17 protein-coding genes are annotated in these 17851 nt (G+C 47.5%); 11 read left to right on the forward strand and 6 right to left on the reverse strand.

All coding sequences use genetic code 11. The features are described 5' to 3' along the window. Nucleotides 1-112 precede the first annotated feature (112 nt). The 8 genes from rpmE to NDI34_RS10990 all read left to right on the forward strand — a co-directional run bounded on the left by rpmE (nucleotide 113) and on the right by NDI34_RS10990 (nucleotide 8543). The gene (gene rpmE, locus NDI34_RS10955) at nucleotides 113-367 is read left to right on the forward strand and encodes a 50S ribosomal protein L31 (protein WP_190426504.1); all 255 of its coding nucleotides are present in this window, start codon (nucleotides 113-115) and stop codon (nucleotides 365-367) included. A gap of 93 nt (nucleotides 368-460) precedes the next feature. Then, nucleotides 461-1573, forward strand: coding sequence for a peptide chain release factor 1 (gene prfA / locus NDI34_RS10960; RefSeq protein WP_190426507.1), 1113 nt, complete (start codon nucleotides 461-463; stop codon nucleotides 1571-1573). A gap of 573 nt (nucleotides 1574-2146) precedes the next feature. Continuing rightward, the gene (locus NDI34_RS10965; RefSeq protein ID WP_190429488.1) at nucleotides 2147-2644 is read left to right on the forward strand and encodes a hypothetical protein; all 498 of its coding nucleotides are present in this window, start codon (nucleotides 2147-2149) and stop codon (nucleotides 2642-2644) included. A 395-nt stretch (nucleotides 2645-3039) separates the two neighbouring features. Next, nucleotides 3040-4734, forward strand: coding sequence for an ABC-F family ATP-binding cassette domain-containing protein (locus tag NDI34_RS10970; RefSeq protein ID WP_348232650.1), 1695 nt, complete (start codon nucleotides 3040-3042; stop codon nucleotides 4732-4734). Between the two features lie 295 nt (nucleotides 4735-5029). Further along, a complete protein-coding gene (locus NDI34_RS10975) occupies nucleotides 5030-5209 on the forward strand; it encodes a hypothetical protein (protein WP_348232651.1) in 180 nt (59 codons plus the stop codon). A 401-nt stretch (nucleotides 5210-5610) separates the two neighbouring features. Next, on the forward strand, nucleotides 5611-7209 hold the full coding sequence (gpmI, locus tag NDI34_RS10980) for a 2,3-bisphosphoglycerate-independent phosphoglycerate mutase (protein WP_348232652.1): 1599 nt from the start codon (nucleotides 5611-5613) through the stop codon (nucleotides 7207-7209). A gap of 111 nt (nucleotides 7210-7320) precedes the next feature. Continuing rightward, the gene (gene secG, locus NDI34_RS10985) at nucleotides 7321-7554 is read left to right on the forward strand and encodes a preprotein translocase subunit SecG (protein ID WP_190411866.1); all 234 of its coding nucleotides are present in this window, start codon (nucleotides 7321-7323) and stop codon (nucleotides 7552-7554) included. Between the two features lie 23 nt (nucleotides 7555-7577). Further along, entirely contained in the window at nucleotides 7578-8543 is a 966-nt protein-coding gene (locus NDI34_RS10990; protein WP_348232653.1) for a peptidase, read from the forward strand. On the opposite strand, the gene NDI34_RS10995 is transcribed toward NDI34_RS10990, so the two are convergent. The 4 genes from NDI34_RS10995 to deoC form a co-directional block, all read right to left on the reverse strand. Further along, complete coding sequence (locus tag NDI34_RS10995; RefSeq protein WP_190529477.1) at nucleotides 8536-9726, reverse strand: glycosyltransferase family 4 protein; 1191 nt, start codon at nucleotides 9724-9726, stop codon at nucleotides 8536-8538. The genes NDI34_RS10990 and NDI34_RS10995 overlap by 8 nt on opposite strands. A 77-nt stretch (nucleotides 9727-9803) precedes the next feature. Beyond that, nucleotides 9804-11495: an MFS transporter gene (locus NDI34_RS11000; RefSeq protein WP_348232654.1), complete on the reverse strand. Its 1692-nt coding sequence runs from the start codon at nucleotides 11493-11495 to the stop codon at nucleotides 9804-9806. A 6-nt stretch (nucleotides 11496-11501) separates the two neighbouring features. Next, complete coding sequence (gene recO / locus NDI34_RS11005) at nucleotides 11502-12506, reverse strand: DNA repair protein RecO (protein ID WP_190985368.1); 1005 nt, start codon at nucleotides 12504-12506, stop codon at nucleotides 11502-11504. An 86-nt stretch (nucleotides 12507-12592) separates the two neighbouring features. Further along, complete coding sequence (gene deoC / locus NDI34_RS11010; protein WP_190536842.1) at nucleotides 12593-13282, reverse strand: deoxyribose-phosphate aldolase; 690 nt, start codon at nucleotides 13280-13282, stop codon at nucleotides 12593-12595. A gap of 253 nt (nucleotides 13283-13535) precedes the next feature. Between deoC and NDI34_RS11015 the strand changes: the two genes are divergently transcribed. Further along, nucleotides 13536-14012, forward strand: a complete 477-nt coding sequence (locus NDI34_RS11015; protein WP_190536841.1) for a DUF3592 domain-containing protein — start codon at nucleotides 13536-13538, stop codon at nucleotides 14010-14012. Nucleotides 14013-14216: 204 nt separating this feature from the next. Here NDI34_RS11015 and NDI34_RS11020 read toward each other — a convergent pair whose 3' ends face one another. Then, entirely contained in the window at nucleotides 14217-15260 is a 1044-nt protein-coding gene (locus NDI34_RS11020; RefSeq protein ID WP_348232655.1) for a metal ABC transporter substrate-binding protein, read from the reverse strand. A gap of 99 nt (nucleotides 15261-15359) precedes the next feature. Between NDI34_RS11020 and NDI34_RS11025 the strand changes: the two genes are divergently transcribed. Beyond that, nucleotides 15360-16172, forward strand: a complete 813-nt coding sequence (locus tag NDI34_RS11025; protein ID WP_348232656.1) for a metal ABC transporter ATP-binding protein — start codon at nucleotides 15360-15362, stop codon at nucleotides 16170-16172. A gap of 148 nt (nucleotides 16173-16320) precedes the next feature. Then, the gene (locus NDI34_RS11030; RefSeq protein WP_190411858.1) at nucleotides 16321-17220 is read left to right on the forward strand and encodes a metal ABC transporter permease; all 900 of its coding nucleotides are present in this window, start codon (nucleotides 16321-16323) and stop codon (nucleotides 17218-17220) included. 23 nt (nucleotides 17221-17243) lie between these two features. On the opposite strand, the gene NDI34_RS11035 is transcribed toward NDI34_RS11030, so the two are convergent. Continuing rightward, nucleotides 17244-17651: a hypothetical protein gene (locus tag NDI34_RS11035; RefSeq protein WP_190411857.1), complete on the reverse strand. Its 408-nt coding sequence runs from the start codon at nucleotides 17649-17651 to the stop codon at nucleotides 17244-17246. Nucleotides 17652-17851 lie beyond the last annotated feature (200 nt).

Below are 17851 nucleotides of genomic sequence, written 5' to 3' on the forward strand. Positions count from 1 at the left end.
AAAGCGATCGCATTTGAGTTGGTTATCGATGGTAGGTGCGAGGTCTGCCTCGCACTCGCTGATGCTGGAAAGCTAGAATTATATAGGGACATTACCCAGTCGAGGAGTAATCATGGCAAGACAAGGAATTCATCCAGAGTGGTATCCAGAAGCAAAAGTTTACTGCAACGGAGAAGTGGTAATGACCGTTGGCTCAACACAGCCAGAACTTCACGTTGATGTTTGGTCGGGGAACCACCCCTTTTACACTGGAACCCAGAAAATTATTGACACCGAAGGTCGGGTAGAGCGCTTCATGCGGAAATATGGAATGTTGGAAACTACCCAACCCCAAGGTGATGGTTCGGGTTCCCAAGGCAAAAAGTAGCGGGTCGGCTTGCTCGTAGCGCGACCCGCCTGTTGGGTCGAAGTTATTGATGATAAGCTTTCCTGCTGTTTTTGTGGAGCGATCGCATTTCCTATGGCTGAAACATACCTGCTGGAAAAATTAAATTCCGTTGAGCAAACCTTTAATGAGTTAACTCGCCGACTGGCAGATCCAGATACCGCCTCCAATCCAGATGAGTATCAACGGGTGGCAAAAGCTCGTTCCTCATTGGAGGACGTTGTTAATACCTATGAAAGCTGGAAAACCACTCAGCAAAACTTGGTAGGAGCAAAACTGGTACAGAAGGAATCTGCCAGCGATCCTGAGTTGCAGGAAATGGCAGCCTTGGAAGTGGAAGAACTGGAAAGCAAGCTTGAGCATTTGGAAACACGCCTCAAGATTTTACTTTTGCCCCGCGATCCCAATGATGACAAAAACATCATGTTGGAAATTCGCGCGGGTACGGGTGGAGATGAGGCGAGTATCTGGGCTGGAGATTTGGTGCGGATGTACTCGTACTATGCCCAAACTCAAAACTGGAAGATTAAGTTACTCAGCGAGTCGCGGGCAGAGTCGGGTGGTTTTAAAGAAGCCATTTTGGAAATCCAAGGCGACAACGTTTACAGCCAACTGAAATTTGAAGCAGGCGTCCATCGGGTACAACGAGTGCCAGTGACGGAAGCTGGAGGGCGGGTTCACACCTCAACGGCAACAGTGGCAGTGATGCCAGAGGTGGATGATGTAGAGATACACATTGACCCGAAGGATATTGAAATGAGTACAGCTCGCTCTGGCGGTGCTGGCGGTCAAAATGTGAACAAGGTAGAAACTGCTGCCGACTTGTTCCACAAGCCGACGGGGATTCGGATTTTCTGTACGGAAGAGCGATCGCAGTTGCAAAACAAAGAACGCGCGATGCAAATCCTCCGTGCCAAGCTTTACGAAATGAAGCTGCGCGAACAGCAGGAAGCTGTGACCTCCATGCGGCGTTCTCAGGTAGGTACTGGCTCCCGTTCGGAAAAAATTCGTACTTACAATTACAAAGATAACCGCGTCACCGACCATCGTCTGGGTCAGAATTACAGCCTTAACCCAGTTCTGCAAGGCGACCTAGAACATATTATTCAGGCTTGTATTTCTCAAGATCAGCAAGAACGCTTGGCAGAATTAGCCGCTTCCACTACCAACGCTGAGTCGCTTAATTAAGATGAGCGCTAAATGTATCGACAGACGCGATTAATCGCGTTTTTGCCATCCTGAACCCAGCCGACGTATAAACGGCTGGGTTTTTATTTTTATCCAGATCATCTCTAGTAAATTGCCCAAAATCAGGGAAACTCAGCCTGCCAGCGAATACTGGAAAATTAACAAACCTGCTCTTAGACGCGATCGCTTCAACATCAGCGGTTTTGCCTCCTATATCACTATCCGCAGGCTGAAATTCTGGCAAAATTAGCTAAGGAACGGTTAGACCCTGCTGTGTTGCTCGAAAATTGGAATAGCGATCACCCTTACCTAAAAAAGAGCTAACTTTTCCTCTATCTATGTGGATTGGAAGTGAGACTAGGATAAATCAAACTGTCCAAATGCCTTTTTTTCTTGTATTTTATTCTTATTAGAGAGATATCAATAATTCCTCATGTATTATTAATAACACTATTAAGTCAAGGTTCTCTAACTCTATGTTTAAGTAAATCAATGTAAAAATAGACTCTTGTAAATTCCTTAAAAAAACCGTTCTAAAGGCTTGTATAAATAGCGTTGACCAGAGGTGCCGAGATGCCAAACAATAATCAAGCTTCGGATTGGAATTACGATCCAAACGATCCCTATTCTCCAATCTACTATAAGGGAGCAGTCGTTGGATTTATAAAACCAGAATATGCACTCCGAATCGTTGACTTTCTCAATGAAGATGAACGGCTACGCAAAGCTCTCAAAATGGCTTGTTTTGACTTGATAACTGAGGCAGGGGGCGATACGAGTAGAGTCGATCTTTTAATGAAAAGATATATTGCAAGTACCGAGCGTCCTAAATATGGATCGGCGGCGGTCGCCTTGCTGTTGAGGGATAGACAAGATGAACTTGATATTAGTGATAAAGAATTTGCCCGATTCTGCGACTCTTATCGATTGTCTTGGAAAGAGCTGAAAGAAATTTTCTTAGGAAAAGAAATTAACGATAATCAGCTAGGGCCAATTGCACGAATCGTAGGGAAATCTATTGAAGAGTTGATTGAAGTGCGGGATGGGCCACCTCCCAGAGGCGATCGCTAATGTGAGTCAGCGTGCGGGAAAAAATAAATACAACTGATTATTTGGGAAATTTGAGGCTGGAGAAGATTTACCAATTTTTGATCGCGTTCCTGAATCAAGGAATATCAGTAGTTGTTATTTGCTCTGAGCAGGTGATAACAAAAGCGCCTGAAGTCATAGACGAGAAGAAGGACTTATGTAATCTAAAATCAGCTTTCCACTCAGTACACCTAGAGAAAGGCGATCGCGCTGTTGGATTTTCAAGTTGTCTACCAACAGTTGCCAATTCCGATTTTAGAATTAAATTTTGTTAAGATAAACTGGACTCTCTCGATCGCCTGACGGACTTACTGGCAATACCAACGGACATCCGTCAAATAATTCGCTCATCCCCCCAGCATCCTTGGAGACTCTTGATGTTACGACTTGAACATATCAGTAAAATTTATCCCACCGGCGAAGTTCTCAAGGATGTCAACTGGGAAGTCAAACCGGGCGATCGCATTGGCTTAGTCGGCGTTAACGGTGCAGGAAAATCGACTCAGCTCAAAATTATTGCGGGGGAGATGGAACCCACTGCTGGGGAAGTGATTCGTCCTGCAAATTTGCACATTGCCTATCTGACTCAAGAATTTGAGGTAGATCCGACGCGCACTGTGCGAGAAGAACTTTGGACGGTTTTCAAAGAAGCCAATGAAGTACAGCACGCTCTGGCGCAGGTGCCGAGAGAAATGGAAACTGCGAATCCAGATGAATTAGACCGACTGATCCACAAATTGGATCGGCTACAGCGGCAGTTTGAAGCGTTGGATGGCTACGGGTTAGACGCGCGGATTGAGAAGATGTTGCCAGAAATGGGGTTTGCGCCAGAAGATGGCGATCGCCTCGTTAGCGCTTTCAGCGGTGGCTGGCAAATGCGGATGAGTTTGGGCAAAATTTTACTCCAAAAACCCGATTTATTACTACTGGATGAACCAACGAACCACCTGGATCTAGAAACCATTGAGTGGTTGGAAACCTATCTCAAAGGGCTGAAGACTCCAATCGTGATAGTATCGCACGATCGAGAATTTCTCGACCGTCTTTGCACCCAAATTGTAGAAACAGAACGCGGCGTTTCTACCACCTACTTAGGCAACTACTCGGCTTATTTACAACAAAAAGCAGAAAACCAAGAAGCCCAACTCAGCGCCTACGAACGCCAGCAAAAAGAACTAGAAAAGCAGCAAGTCTTTGTTGATCGTTTCCGTGCTAGTGCTACCCGCAGCACCCAAGCGAAAAGCCGTGAGAAACAACTAGAAAAAATCGAACGGATTGAAGCGCCGACTGGGGGATTAAGAACCCTGCGCTTCCGCTTTCCTGACGCTCCCCGCAGTGGTCGCGAGGTGGTAGAAATTCAGAATTTGGTACATACTTACGACGAAAAAATTCTATTTTTAGATGCGAATCTACTAATGGAACGAGGCGATCGCATTGCCTTTCTCGGTCCGAACGGGGCTGGAAAATCAACCTTGTTGCGTCTAATTATGGGCATGGAACAACCTACTGAAGGTTCAGTTCAATTAGGCGCTCACAACGTGATTCCTGGCTACTTTGAGCAAAATCAGGCGGAAGCGTTGGATCTGTCTAGAACTGTCATGGAAACTATCCATGATGAAGTTCCTGAGTGGAAAAATGAGGAGGTTCGCACACTTCTAGGACGCTTCTTGTTCAGCGGTGACACCGTATTTAAAAAAGTTGAGGCTCTGAGCGGAGGTGAAAAAGCTCGTCTGGCGTTAGCAAAAATGCTTTTGCGCCCAGTTAATTTAATGATTTTGGACGAGCCTACTAACCACTTGGATATTCCGGCTAAAGAAATGTTGGAAGAGGCAATCCAAAACTACGAAGGTACGGTAATTTTAGTCTCCCACGACCGATATTTTATTTCCAAAGTTGCCAATAAAATTGTCGAGATCCGTGACGGCGAATTCCGCCTGTATCGAGGAGATTACCATTACTATCTAGACAAAATTGCTGAAGAAAAAGAGCAGGCAAGATTAGAGGCGATCGCTGCTGATAAAGCTGCTAAGAAAGCTGCAAAAGCTGCTAAGGAATCTAGCAAACGCAAATAAAGTCTAGAAGTCGTTTTTTAAATGCAGAGAACGTAAAGAATCGTCGCAAAGGAACGTCAGCAGTAGTCTCACCACTGCTGACGTTCCTTTGGCAATAAAGATAGGTTTAAACCCTTGCTTATTGCGTTCTTGAGAGCTAAAAAGGTACGGCGCTTAGGGTGGGCTTTCCAAGTTTCCAAAAGTCTTACTTTAGGTAGATGCAAGTTATAATAAAAAGACTAAGTTTCCATCGGGGGAGGAAATCGTGCCCACTTTCCTCGACCTGGCGAACAACTAGCAACAAGCCTTAGAAATCTTGGAGCCTTGGAAGCCGCTTTATGCAGACTTTCCTTGTCATCTCAATTACGAACCGCCTGTGCATCTGCTGCTGGCTGTAACTATGGCGGCTCAAGGCACCGACGAGCTAGGCATCCAAGTTACCGCAGAACTGTATCGCTGGTTTCTCAATGCGATCGCTCTTGGCAGATCCCGCTGAGTTAGAAACCACTCTACGCTCCAGCAAGAATCGGGAATTGTTTCGTTTTCTTGACATATCACGGTCGATCTGTTCTTAAAGCCAAAAAGCCTGCTTGCAAAGCCTGTACCTTATTAGACTTGTTTCCATGTGTGGGCTTGACGCCTACTAGTCTCGCAGGTGCGTCAAGGGATTGTCATCAAGGGAGTAGCGCTCCCTTACGTACTTTTAGCGATCGCTTCCTACCAGGACTGTCTTCAGAACCCTGTAATAAAATAGTCATCCGATCTAGAGAGAATTGCTGTGCTGTCCCTGGCAAAAAAACTAAAAAAGCTAACAGAAGCTGCTAAAAATAACACTGCGAGTACAAAGGGCGATGATATCATGACGGAGAAATTACTGAAAACAAAGGGCAATTGAGTATGGCGCAAGCACCTGTGTCTCCCGTGGTGCTAGTCATTCTAGACGGCTGGGGCTACCGCGAAGAAACCGATGGAAACGCCATAGCCGCCGCTAACACACCTGTGATGGATAGCCTCTGGGCAGTCTATCCCCACACACTCATTTACACCTCCGGCAAGGCTGTAGGATTGCCAGAAGGTCAGATGGGTAACTCAGAAGTAGGCCATCTCAACATTGGTGCTGGTCGGGTTGTACCGCAAGAATTAGTTCGTATCTCAGACGCCGTGGAAGACGGTAGTTTACTGAGCAATCCTGCACTGGTGCAAGTCTGTCAGGAAGTCAAGAGCCGGGGTGGTAAGCTTCACCTAGTTGGGCTTTGTTCTGAAGGTGGGGTGCATTCTCATCTGGCGCATCTTCTAGGATTACTGGATTTAGCGAAAGCGCAAGAGATTCCCTCAGTTTGTATCCACGCGATCGCAGATGGGCGCGATACCTATCCCCACGAGGGGATAGAGGCAATTCAGAAGATTCAAGACCACATTGACCAGATTGGGGTCGGGCGCATTGTCACCCTCAGCGGTCGCTACTACGCAATGGATCGAGACCAGCGGTGGGATCGGGTGAAACGCGCCTACGATGTGATGACTCAGGATGGCTTAGGAGATGGTCGCTCGGCGCAAGAAGTTTTGCAGGCTTCCTATGCTGAAAATGTCACAGATGAATTTATCATCCCAACCCGAATTGCTCCTGGAGCTATAGAAGCGGGGGATGGTGTGATTTTCTTTAACTTCCGACCTGATAGATCCAGACAACTTACCCAAGCCTTCGTGTCTCCAGGCTTTAAGAGGTTTGAACGACAGCATATCGAGCCACTGAGCTTTGTTACTTTTACTCAGTACGAACCGAATTTACCAGTTTTGGTGGCTTTTGAACCCCAGAACTTGAGTAACATCCTGGGAGAAGTCATTGCCAATCGGGGACTGCGCCAGTTTCGGACTGCTGAAACCGAGAAATACGCCCACGTTACTTATTTCTTCAACGGCGGTCGGGAACAGCCTTTTGAAGGGGAGGATCGGGAACTGGTACCGAGTCCAATGGTTCCAACCTATGACCAAGCACCGGAGATGTCAGCAGCAGCGGCGACGGATGTAGCGATCGCTGCTGTTGAAAAACGCATTTACTCCCTTATGGTCATCAACTACGCCAACCCAGACATGGTGGGACATACAGGTCAGATAGAACCGACAATTCAAGCACTGGAAACGGTAGACCGATGTTTGGGACGCCTTCTAGAAAGTATCAATAAGGCGGGTGGCACGGCGATTATCATTGCCGACCACGGGAACGCTGAATATATGCAGGATAAAGAAGGCAACCCTTGGACTGCTCACACAACAAACCCTGTGCCCTTTATCCTGGTGGAAGGGGAAGGGTTAAAAATTCCCGGCTATGGGACTGAAGTGACTTTGCGAAGTGATGGACGTTTGTCGGACATTGCACCAACGATTCTGGAAATCTTAAAGCTGCCACAGCCAGTAGAAATGACAGGTCGTTCGATGCTGGTTCCTCTGGAATTTGATGTCCGCGCCAACCGCACACCCGTGCGAGTTTCTTTGTAAAGTGCTAGGAGCTAATAGCTAATGACTCATTGCATCTTTCTGATGCTTAGCGGTTAGCTCTTAACGATCCGCAATTCACAATTCTTAAAAACTGACACCGAACAACCAACTATGAATTTATATAGCATTCTGCAAATTATATGGGCGGTTTCTTCCGCAATTCTGATTGTTTTAGTGCTGCTACATAGTCCTAAAGGAGACGGAATTGGGGGGATTGGCGGACAGGCTCAATTGTTTACCAGCACTAGAAGTGCAGAAACAGCCCTGAACCGAGTAACCTGGATATTCACTGTCATCTTTCTGGGTTTGTCGGTAATTTTGAGCATGGATCGGTTATGGCAATAGCATCAAATCGTGACGCATGATAAATGATGATTTTTGAGTGGAAAAAGGAGAAAAGTGGGAAAGTTGAAAAGGCGAAACCCTCAAATTTTCAAACTCTTAAACGAAGCCTACAGAACCGCCTGTGGTATCCAAACTCTTTTCAAAACTCAAAACGATTCATTCGGGTGGGGATCGCGATCGCTACTTGCTTATTGGCGGTTTTAGCCCATTTTCGAGTGGTGGATGCGGGTGATGTTTGGGCGTCTGAAGGGTCACGCCCGCTATCAGCAACCTCCCTGCCGACACTCCAAGCGCACGTCCTACCGCCGACACTGTTGCAATGGCAAGATACCAGCAACAGTGGTGATTACTTCTCTCAGGTGAAGCCTACCCCTGTTGGCTATCTGGTTTGGTCGCAGTTTCCAGTTAAGGTGTTCGTAGAGCGGACAGAAACTTCCGCCGCCAGCCAACAGTGGGCAAGTGCTGTGTTAAAAGCCGTGCAGGAATGGGGCGTTTATTTGCCTCTCCAAGTGGTCGAGCAGTCAGAAATATCTGACATCAAGATTGTGCGATCGCTTCCTCCCCTCAAGCCATCCTTTAACCGCCGCACCGGGGAATTTCACCTGCCTCGCGCTCGTTCTGCTGAAACCCGCTATGAATTCTACCTCAACCCAGCGACGGGCACGCCATCTGTACTATCCCATCGATTTACGATCCAACTGAGTCCAACTCAAACCAGCGACTATATTCAATCCGCTGCCCGTCACGAACTAGGGCACGCACTAGGTATCTGGGGGCACAGTCCTTTAGAAACAGATGCCCTGTATTTTTCTCAGGTGCGTAATCCTCCCCAAATTTCTTCGAGAGACATCAACACCCTCAAGCGGATCTACCAGCAGCCAACGCGACTGGGATGGCCTTTGCCCAATGCCACCCAAAGCCAGCTTAAGGGTAGAGTATTGGCGAATAAAACAATACGCGATTACTCCTTGAGGAGGATGACTAGCTGATTTTCGTTCTCCCTGGATAACGCCAATCACTCAACTGGACTCGGCGTTCCTGTAGCAACTCAGTATAAAGTTTTACTAGTTGCTCGATGTTGCGGCTGAGGGTATATCGCTCTAAAACCCTTGCGATCGCTTTTTGTCCCAGTCGCTGCGTAAACTCCGGGTTGCCTCGTAACACAGGCAGTAGAGTTCGCAACTGCCCCGCAACCCCTTGAGTTCTGAGAATTATCCCAGCGTCTCCCTCTAAGGGATTCCCCTCCAAAACTTCACCATCAGCACCAGCATCAGTTGCTACACAGGCGACGCCACAAGCCATTGCTTCTAGTAGGGAAAGTGAAAGTCCTTCCACCAGAGAAGGCAGAATAAACACATCAGCTCCCCGCAAAATTTCGATTCGCCGTTGCTCATCCGGTTCGGTTCCCCACCAGATGATTCCGTATTCTGAGTCGTAAAAAGGCTCTAAAGAGGGCTTCATCGGCCCGTCGCCGACAATTAATAATTTACACTCTGGCCCCATTTCTGACTCTTTCCAGGCTCGGAGCATTGCTTCCACATTTTTTTCGGTAGCAATTCGACCCTGGTAGACAAAGAGGCGCTTAGCGTTTAATTCAGATTTGATGTTAGAAGGCCCTGGACAATACTTCTGGACATCAACGCCATTCGGAATTACAGCTACCTTTGATGCTGCCACTCCCAATCGTGCGAGTAAATCCCGCTGAACTTGAGAAAAGATAACCGTTCGGTCGTAATACGCCAGGAAAGGTGCATACAGCTGATAAGTCAAAAGCTGAGTCCCTGATTTGAGATTTCGTCGCTTCCCGTCAAAAGGGGTATGGAAGGTGGAAACCAGGGGTAAATTCAGTTCTTCGCAGATTTCCGGCAGTAGGAAATCTAGGGGTGATAAAGTGAGCGAGGCATGCACCAGGTCTGGCTTTAGCTCTTCAAGCGATTGCGTCAAAACCTTTCTCGATCTCAGGGTGGGAATCGTATAAACCTGGGACTTGTACAGGAAAGGTAGAGACACTTCTTCACATCCAGGCCAAGCCTGGAGGTCAGATTCTTCGTCTTGGGCAAAGTGGAGAAAGCTAACTCGATGGCCCTGGTCTAACAACGCATTCGTAACTTCTCGACTGTAGGTGACATTGCCGCAAAAGGGTGATTTTTTTCCGAGCCAGGCTATGTGCATTTTCTAAGAGTTTTGAGTTTTTAGTTTTGAGTTTTGAGTTATGAGTTAATCATTCAAAACTCGTCATTCAAAACTCATCACTTTTCTTTTCCTGTACCGGAAATATACCAGGTTAAGAGTCCTCCTGCGATCGCGATCGCTGCTAAACCGAGAAATACTGCCTGTAAACCCAAAATCGTCTCTGCAACGCCTGCTAAGGCTAAAGGCAGGCTTAGAGCAATATTAATGACGTTGTTTTGTAACCCAAAGACTTTCCCTCGCATTTGGTCGGGAGTTTCGGCTTGGATGGTTGTCTGCATCGGGATAGCCACCAGCGACCCAAAAAAGCCCAAAAGCGTTGTCAACAGGAATGCCAGCAATAGCTGCTTCGTAAACAATCCCAGACCAACCAAAGAGGCTGCCGTTCCGATAGAACCATAGAGGCTGAGCCGAGTATGGGAGAACCGCTGCCCAAAGTGTCCTAGCACCGTTGCCCCCCCAACCATGCCAACCCCACCAGCTGCGAGTAAAAAACCGAACTGAGAGGATTTCAAACCAGGAATAACTTCTGCCATCCGCACAGCTAGAACCGACAGCGCCGCAAAAACTGAAAATAAAATTACCAGTTGGATCAGGGCATTGCGAACGCGGCTTTGTTCGTTTAGGTAACGCAGTCCGTCGCGCAGGTCTTCCCAAACATGGGGTGATTCGTGTTCGGGAGCGTTCGTTTTTTCCCCTGTGCGGAGGATCATCAACAGCAATCCCGCGATCGCATAACTGCCACCCACCACCAATTCTTTGCCAATGTCCGCTCCCCCACCCAAGCGTCCCACCAAGGTGTCGGCAATTCCGAGTAACGGCTCTCCCACAGCAAATCCCACGATCACTGAAGCCATCATTGTCATCGTGTACAGCGAGTTCGCTGAAAGCAGATGATGGCGTCCCACAACTAGCGGAATCACTGACTGCTCGGCAGGAGCAAAAAACTGCGTCAGTGTAGAAATCAGAAACGTTAATCCCAGCAGGATGCAGAATCCCACCGGCAACCCTCCAAGCGTTAACCAGCCATGCGAAATCCACAGCAGCGGTGGCACTGCCAAAACCAGTGCCCCCCGCAGCAGGTTCGTTGCCACTAGCACTGCCTTCTTAGGCCACCGATCCACATACACACCCGCCACGGAACCAAACAGTATGGCGGGAATCGTAAAAGCCATCATGATCGCCGATACCCACACGCTGATTGTCTGATCGGGTGCTTGAAAGTGAGTGGCAATCAATGCAATCACCAGCACCAGATACACCTTATCCGCTATCTGTGAGAAAACTTGTCCCCCCCATAGCGCCAGGAAATTCCGGTTTTTTAGAACCGGCAAAAATCCTTGTGCGTCCTCCTCTACTTCCTCATTCTTTACTTCCTCATTGACAACCAGATTGGACGGTGAGGCGCTGTGGTTCAACCCTCCATTTGAGGGAGCATCCGTTTCTGTTTCTGTATCTATCTCTGGGGTTACAGCATCGTCCACGGGGGAGTGGGGGAAAGAAATCGCAGGGCGAACCTCTTCCCATTCAGAAGTTTCAGGGGGTGTTAAGCGCTCGTCAGACAAGGGGCGTGATGTGGTAGGTGTTGACGATCCAGTAAAAGCAGGGTGGGGGCGCTCGGAAGCGGGAACGCTGAGTCCGGAAGAGCCAGGAAATTTTCCTTCCTCAGTCCACCGTTCGCCGTCCTCAATCCTCTGTCTAGACTGACTTAGGGACATTCGAGCTTGTAGATCGGAATCATACCGTTGCATTATGGTTCAGGATAAATTCAGCTGGGACGAGAAACAAGCATCCATCAAAGCAGCAGAGCGAATTGACCGACCAAAGTGATACTGGACGTACTGACGTAACAGTTGCTCTACTGAAACCCAAGCGGAGTCTTCGGAAGGATGAGGGGTTAGGGATGTCGGATGAGTTAATTTTTCATTGCTTTTTCCGTTCTGGGGTAGCTCTGGCTGAGCCAGCTGCTGTAGCAGCGCCAGCTCGATGGCGTTCAGTTTGGTGTTCAGCATCAAGGGCGTTTGTGGATGAACAACTGTTTGGTAGTTTCCACTGACTTCCTCTGGCACTGTGCCTTGACCTTGAGGTGAAAAGCCGATGGCTGTAGGCGAGAATTTCTCCTTTACTGCCATGCCTTTTGCTGTACTACCAGACATGCGCGATCGCGCTTCGGCTTGCAGGCGTTCTAATGCTGGTAAGCTCACCGTTCCACCAGCAGCAGTACTAAACCCAACCCGCCAGTCTGGATCGGTAAATTCCGGCATCAGGGGATGCCGCGAGACACAACAATGTTGAACCTGAGGCGCAACGCCAGCCAAAGCCATCAGGTGAAACACCCCGTGGGCTAAGTGAGCTAAAACCAGAGCCGCGCTGTTGGCAGGCAACCGCTCTAACCGATGCAGATGTTCGTTGAGCAGCTCATACAATTCCATTTGCGGTTGGTCGCTCAACGCTTGACATAGAACCACTTCCGCCAGGTATTGGCTGGCTGTCAGTTTTTGGAGATCCTGACTTAAGCCGGGGAAAGATTCTAGCGTTTCTGCCTGAGTAATTTTATCGAGCGATCGCCCTTTGGCAATCAGTAGCTCATTCACTACAAACAAAGCACTCCTACCGCCTAGCTTCGAGTGGTGCTTGCGTGCCCCCGGTGCTACAGCCCGAATCAAACCAAATTCAGGCGTCAAAATCGTTAGCAGCCGGTCAGACTCGCCCAGCGCCATACTCTTTAGATTGATTCCGGTTGCTTTGTAAGTTCGACTCATGACGTGGGGTAATTGGTCAAGAGGTGATGGGTAATTGATCAAGAGGTAATGGGTCAAGAGTTAGCAGACTCATTCCCGATTACTCATTACCAATTCCCCTTTCCCTCCTTCTCCAGCGTATCGCGCTGACGAATGAGATCGGGGCCGTGCGACGTGCCTAACCGCGTCGCTCCTGCCATGATTAACTCCAAGGCTTGCTCCGGGGTACGGATTCCCCCCGATGCTTTAATTCCGACCCGTTCTCGTGCGACTTCTTTCAAAAGTTGGATATCCGCTACTGTGGCACCCCCAAACAAACCAGTGCTGGTTTTTAAAAATGCCACTCCTGCATCCATACATATTTCCGCTGCCAGTCGTTTCTCTGCATCTGTCAGGCGAGTGGTTTCTAAAATTGCCTTGACGGTTTGACCCGTTTCACAAATTTCTGCAATTTCCCGGTGTAGTTCCTCAGTCTTCCCAGTTTTCAACCAACCCTGGTTGATGACAACATCCAATTCCACCGCCCCATTTTCGACGGCTTCTTGGGCTTCGTAGAGCTTAACCGCTGATGTCGTCGCTCCAGAGGGAAAACCGATGACTGTACAAACTTTCGGCTGCTTGCCTTTGAGAAGCTCAGCCGCTTGCCGCACGTATGCCGGATAGACGCACACTGCCGCGAACTGAAACCTGTCAGCCTCTTCACACCACTGCTTAACCTGCTCTGGGGTTGCCGTTGGATTTAGCAGCGCATGATCGATAAATGGAGCAATATCAATATTTGGCTGAGTAACAGCCATTGCTTCTCCTCTCGCTCACCTTACCTATTGTTAACTTTTATCAGATATTTAAGCAAAATTAAACAAAAGATCGCGGAATCATTACCGGCTAGCCTGTAGCTTTAATCGGACAGGCGATCCAGACAGACAGGTGTTCTTCCCTTACCTGATGGGAGGTTGACACTACCGACCCAAAAATGGTGAGAGCAATTGGATAGTTAAGCCGTCGCAAACTTAGGTTAAAAATATTTAGAGAAAGGAAAACAAGTTAAAAATGTCTGATAAGCCAGGGTTAATGGGACTGGGGGGTATATTTTTTGTAGTTGGAGCGGGTATGGTACTTGGCAGTTTTGTAAATTACCATCAAAAGCAAGATTTTATTAAAAGCTCATCCTCTACTACAGGTACAATCATTAATTTAAAACTTCAAGTATCTAGAAAATCGCGGGCTTATTTCCCTGTATTCCAATTTCAAACCCCCAATGGAGAAACGATAAAGGTTGAATCTAATATGGGGAGTAATCCACCCGGATATGAAATTGGGCAATCCGTGCCGATTATTTATAGCCCTAATAATCCGAGCGAAGCAGAGATAAACTCTTTTTGGTCACTTTGGTTTGCGGCAATATTTTTATTGGGAATGGGAGGTCTTTTTGCCGTAATAGGTTTAAGTATGCTTGTTCACGCTTTACCCTTCAAGAAATCTAAAACTACAGGAGATTTTGCTGATGAAGAATCTTTGATAAATTAGGAGTAAATTTTGGTGTACAAAGAATATATCTAGTAATTTTTAGCTCAGTTAAAAAAAATCCAAAAAATTTTTCCGATATCAGACAGTTAAGTTTTAAGTCTAAGTTTTAGAGCGATCGCTTTGTGTAACCTACTCTAGCTTCAGTTTAATGCAGGTGAAAGCGATCGCTCTTTATCTTAATTGACGCTAGTTTATCTAAAAAGCTTATTTCTTCGGTGTCTTTGCTGCCTCAAAGGGCGTGTACTTCCCCCCCAAAGCTTCCACAATCGTGCGGGTATTCGCAACCATCATCTTAATGTAAGAATCTCCATCGCTACCAGCAGCACCAATCGAGTCAGAATAGAGTTGGCGCGGAGCTAATTTCACCCTAGATTCCTCTGCTACAGTCTTAATCAAAGCTGGGTTAATGGTGGTTTCTGCAAAAATCGCCGGTACAGTTGCCGCCTTCACAGATTCTACTAATCGCTTTACTGTTTGGGCACTAGGTTGTTCTTCCGTACTGATGCCAATCAAAGTACCAGCAACGGGAATGCTGTAGGCACGAGCATAATATTGAAAAGCGTCGTGGCTTGTTACTAATTTGCGCTTATTTTCTGGGATAGTTTTAATTTCCTGAGTAATCCAACTATCCAATTGTTTTAACTCACCTGTTAGTTGTGCCGCATTCTGAGTAAATTTCTCTCTGTCTTCTGGTGATAGCTCAATCAAGGCGTCACGAATGGCACCTACCATTTGAATGACGTTATCAACATCGCCCCAAACATGGGGATCTGGCACTACTTGTCCTTTGCCTTTATCAAGTTGCAAAGACTTCACAACTTCCCCCACCGCTACTTTGCGAATCTCTCCGCTGGTTGCGTTCATCAGCTTAATCAGCCCTGGTTCCAGGTTGTAGCCGTTATACAGAATCAGGTTCGCTTTTTCCAAAGCCTGACTATCTTGGGGCACAGGTTCATAAACGTGGGGATCGGCTCCCGGTTCGAGGATTCCTTGGAGCTGAATTTCGTCTCCCGCTACCTCCGCAGCCAAGTCTTCAATGATGGTGCTGGTGGCAACTACATTAGGTTTGCCGTTTGCAATTGGATTCGCACGATTTGAGGAAGGCTGGGTACAGCTGGATAAGGCAAAAGGCAAGAGAATTCCTAGGCAAAGGCTAGAAACCAGAGCCAGAGGATTCCCCGATTTTGCCTGGGAAAGGCAAAAATTACTTTCTTTTACCTTTTGGGAGAGCCTAGAGCGCTGTACCATCAATTTCACCTATCTTTTAGATTATTTCTCTTTATAGATGTTTTCATATTCTTTTCATTATTAGAGTAATCTAAAAAGAAAGCAAGATAAAACCACCCTATGAATACTGCCACCTTCTCTCCTGATACCGATTGGGCAAAAATGGTTTGCCATCTGCCAGCCGTCTCGCTAGAGGCATCTACAGCAATTAAAATCAGCCAGGTGGGAGTGCAGTACCGCACGGTGGAGGCCCTACGGAATGTCAGTTGTGTAGTGGCATCGGGACGTTTAACGGGGATTATTGGCCCCAATGGTGCGGGAAAAAGTACCTTGATGAAGGCGATGTTGGGATTGATTCCCGTGACGGGTGGCACGGTACTGTATGGCGATAGACCTTTGATGGAGCAACGGGAACGGGTGGCGTATGTGCCGCAGCGATCGCAAATTGACTGGACTTATCCGGCGACTGTTTGGGATGCTGTAATGATGGGGCGTGTCAAGAAAACTGGCTGGTTTCGTCGCTTCTCTACGGTAAGCCGACGGGTGGCAGCAGAGGCTTTGGATCGGGTGGGGATGAGCAATTATCGCGATCGCCCGATTGGGCAACTCTCCGGAGGACAGCAGCAGCGGGTATTTTTAGCGCGGGCTTTAGCCCAAGAAGCAGAGGTTTTCTGCTTTGATGAACCGTTTGCCGGGATCGATCAGAAAACCCAAGCAATTATTTTTGACATTTTCCGCGACCTTGCCGACGCTGGAAAAACGGTTCTCGTTGTCAATCACGACTTAGGGGCATCTATCACCCACTTTGATGACTTAATTTTATTGAATACTGAGTTAATTGCCTCCGGTTCGCGCCACGAGGTGCTGAGTCAGGAAAACCTGTATCGTGCCTATGGCGGACAGGTGATGTTCTTTACAGAAGCAGCTGCGTAGAGGCGGTCTTTATCTCATTATCTATCCGCCCAGAAATATATTTCATCAATCCGCCCGGAGTGAGTTTTAAATTAAAGAAATCACTTCTCACTCCCCCTTAAACTTTGTGTCCTTTGCGCCTGGAGCGGTTAGAATCCTCTAAATTTTTATGTTAGAAGCGTTGATTGAGCCGTTGCAGTACGGCTTCATGCAGCGATCGCTGATTATTGCCATTCTCGTCGGCTTGCTGTGCGCTGTTGTCGGTAGCTATCTGATGGTGCAACGGCTGGCATTGTTGGGAGATGCCATCAGCCACTCGGTTTTGCCAGGGTTAGCGATCGCGTTTATGGTAGGTGCCAATATCTTTGTCGGGGCATTTATTGCCGGGGTTTTGAGTACGATGGCGATCGCTTGGATCAGAACGCGATCGCCAATTAAAGAAGATGCCGCAATGGGTATTGTTTTCTCTGCCTTTTTTGCCCTCGGCGTTACCTTAATTACCACGATCCAAAAAGATAACAAAATTGACCTCAATCACTTCTTATTTGGCAATATCTTGGGTGTTACCGTTGAAGAAGTCCGCGACACTGCGATCATTGCCGCAATTGTCCTATTGGTGGTCGTGCTACTGTACAAAGAATTATTATTTTATACCTTCGATCCATTGGGAGCGCAGGCAGCGGGATTGCCTACTAACTTGCTCAATTTTGGCTTAATGCTGCTGATTGCCTTAACCATTGTTGCCAGCATGAAAGCTGTGGGTGTCATCCTAGTGCTATCGCTGTTAATTACACCAGGAGCAACCGCCTATCTATTAGTGAAGCGGCTGCACAATGTGATGATAGTTGGGGCGGGGATTGGCATTATTTCCAGCATCAGCGGGATGTACCTCAGTTATTACCAAAATTTGCCTTCCGGCCCAGCGATTGTATTAGTTGCATCAGGATTATTTGTTTTAGCTTTATTATTCAGCCCTAGCTACGGAATCTTCACGAATAAACAATCGGATTTTGGACAACTCTCGCCAGTTTGGCGAGAGTTGAAACAGCTGATGCGATCGCGCTCGTAAGGCATATAGATATCCAAATCAAGTTATCGTTTGTCCAACAATTTCTTGGATGTCTCTACCTGCTCCTGTGCTACCTGGACGAACTCCTGTGCTACCTGGAGGAACTCCTTGACTGCTTTGGTATGTTTTTCTGTTGCTTTGGAGTGTTCCTGTGCAGCTTTCACGAATTCCTCTGTTGAGTTTCCATCATGCTGCTGCGATGCCTTCGCGTGCTGCTGCGATGCCTTCGCATGCTGCTGTGTGGCCTTTCCGTACTCTTCTATCAACTTTCCATGCTCTTGGGCGCTCTTTCCACGCTCCTTTAGAGTCTTTCCTACCTCCTCGATTAACTTCCCATGTCCCTCTGAGACCTTCGCGTGTTCCTCTGCGGCCTTCGCGTGTTCCTCTGATACCTCATGCATAATGACTTTACCTTCCTTTTTCTCTACCAACCTGTTTTTTGTACAACCCGCTTGTCTCAGGTTAATACTTGTTTATCCTTCTCATCCTCTGGCTTAATATAGGTTTGGTCATGTTGACCCACTCATCGCAACGACGATCCTACTTATTGCCAACTAGCTCCTTTAAAAGTTGAGAAAGAAGTTGTTTTGAAGTTTCAACTGCATCTGGTTGATTTTGAAGGGAACGATAG

This window comes from Trichocoleus sp. DQ-U1 (assembly GCF_039961925.1).
In the GTDB taxonomy this organism is placed as follows: Bacteria; Cyanobacteriota; Cyanobacteriia; order Cyanobacteriales; family FACHB-T130; genus FACHB-T130.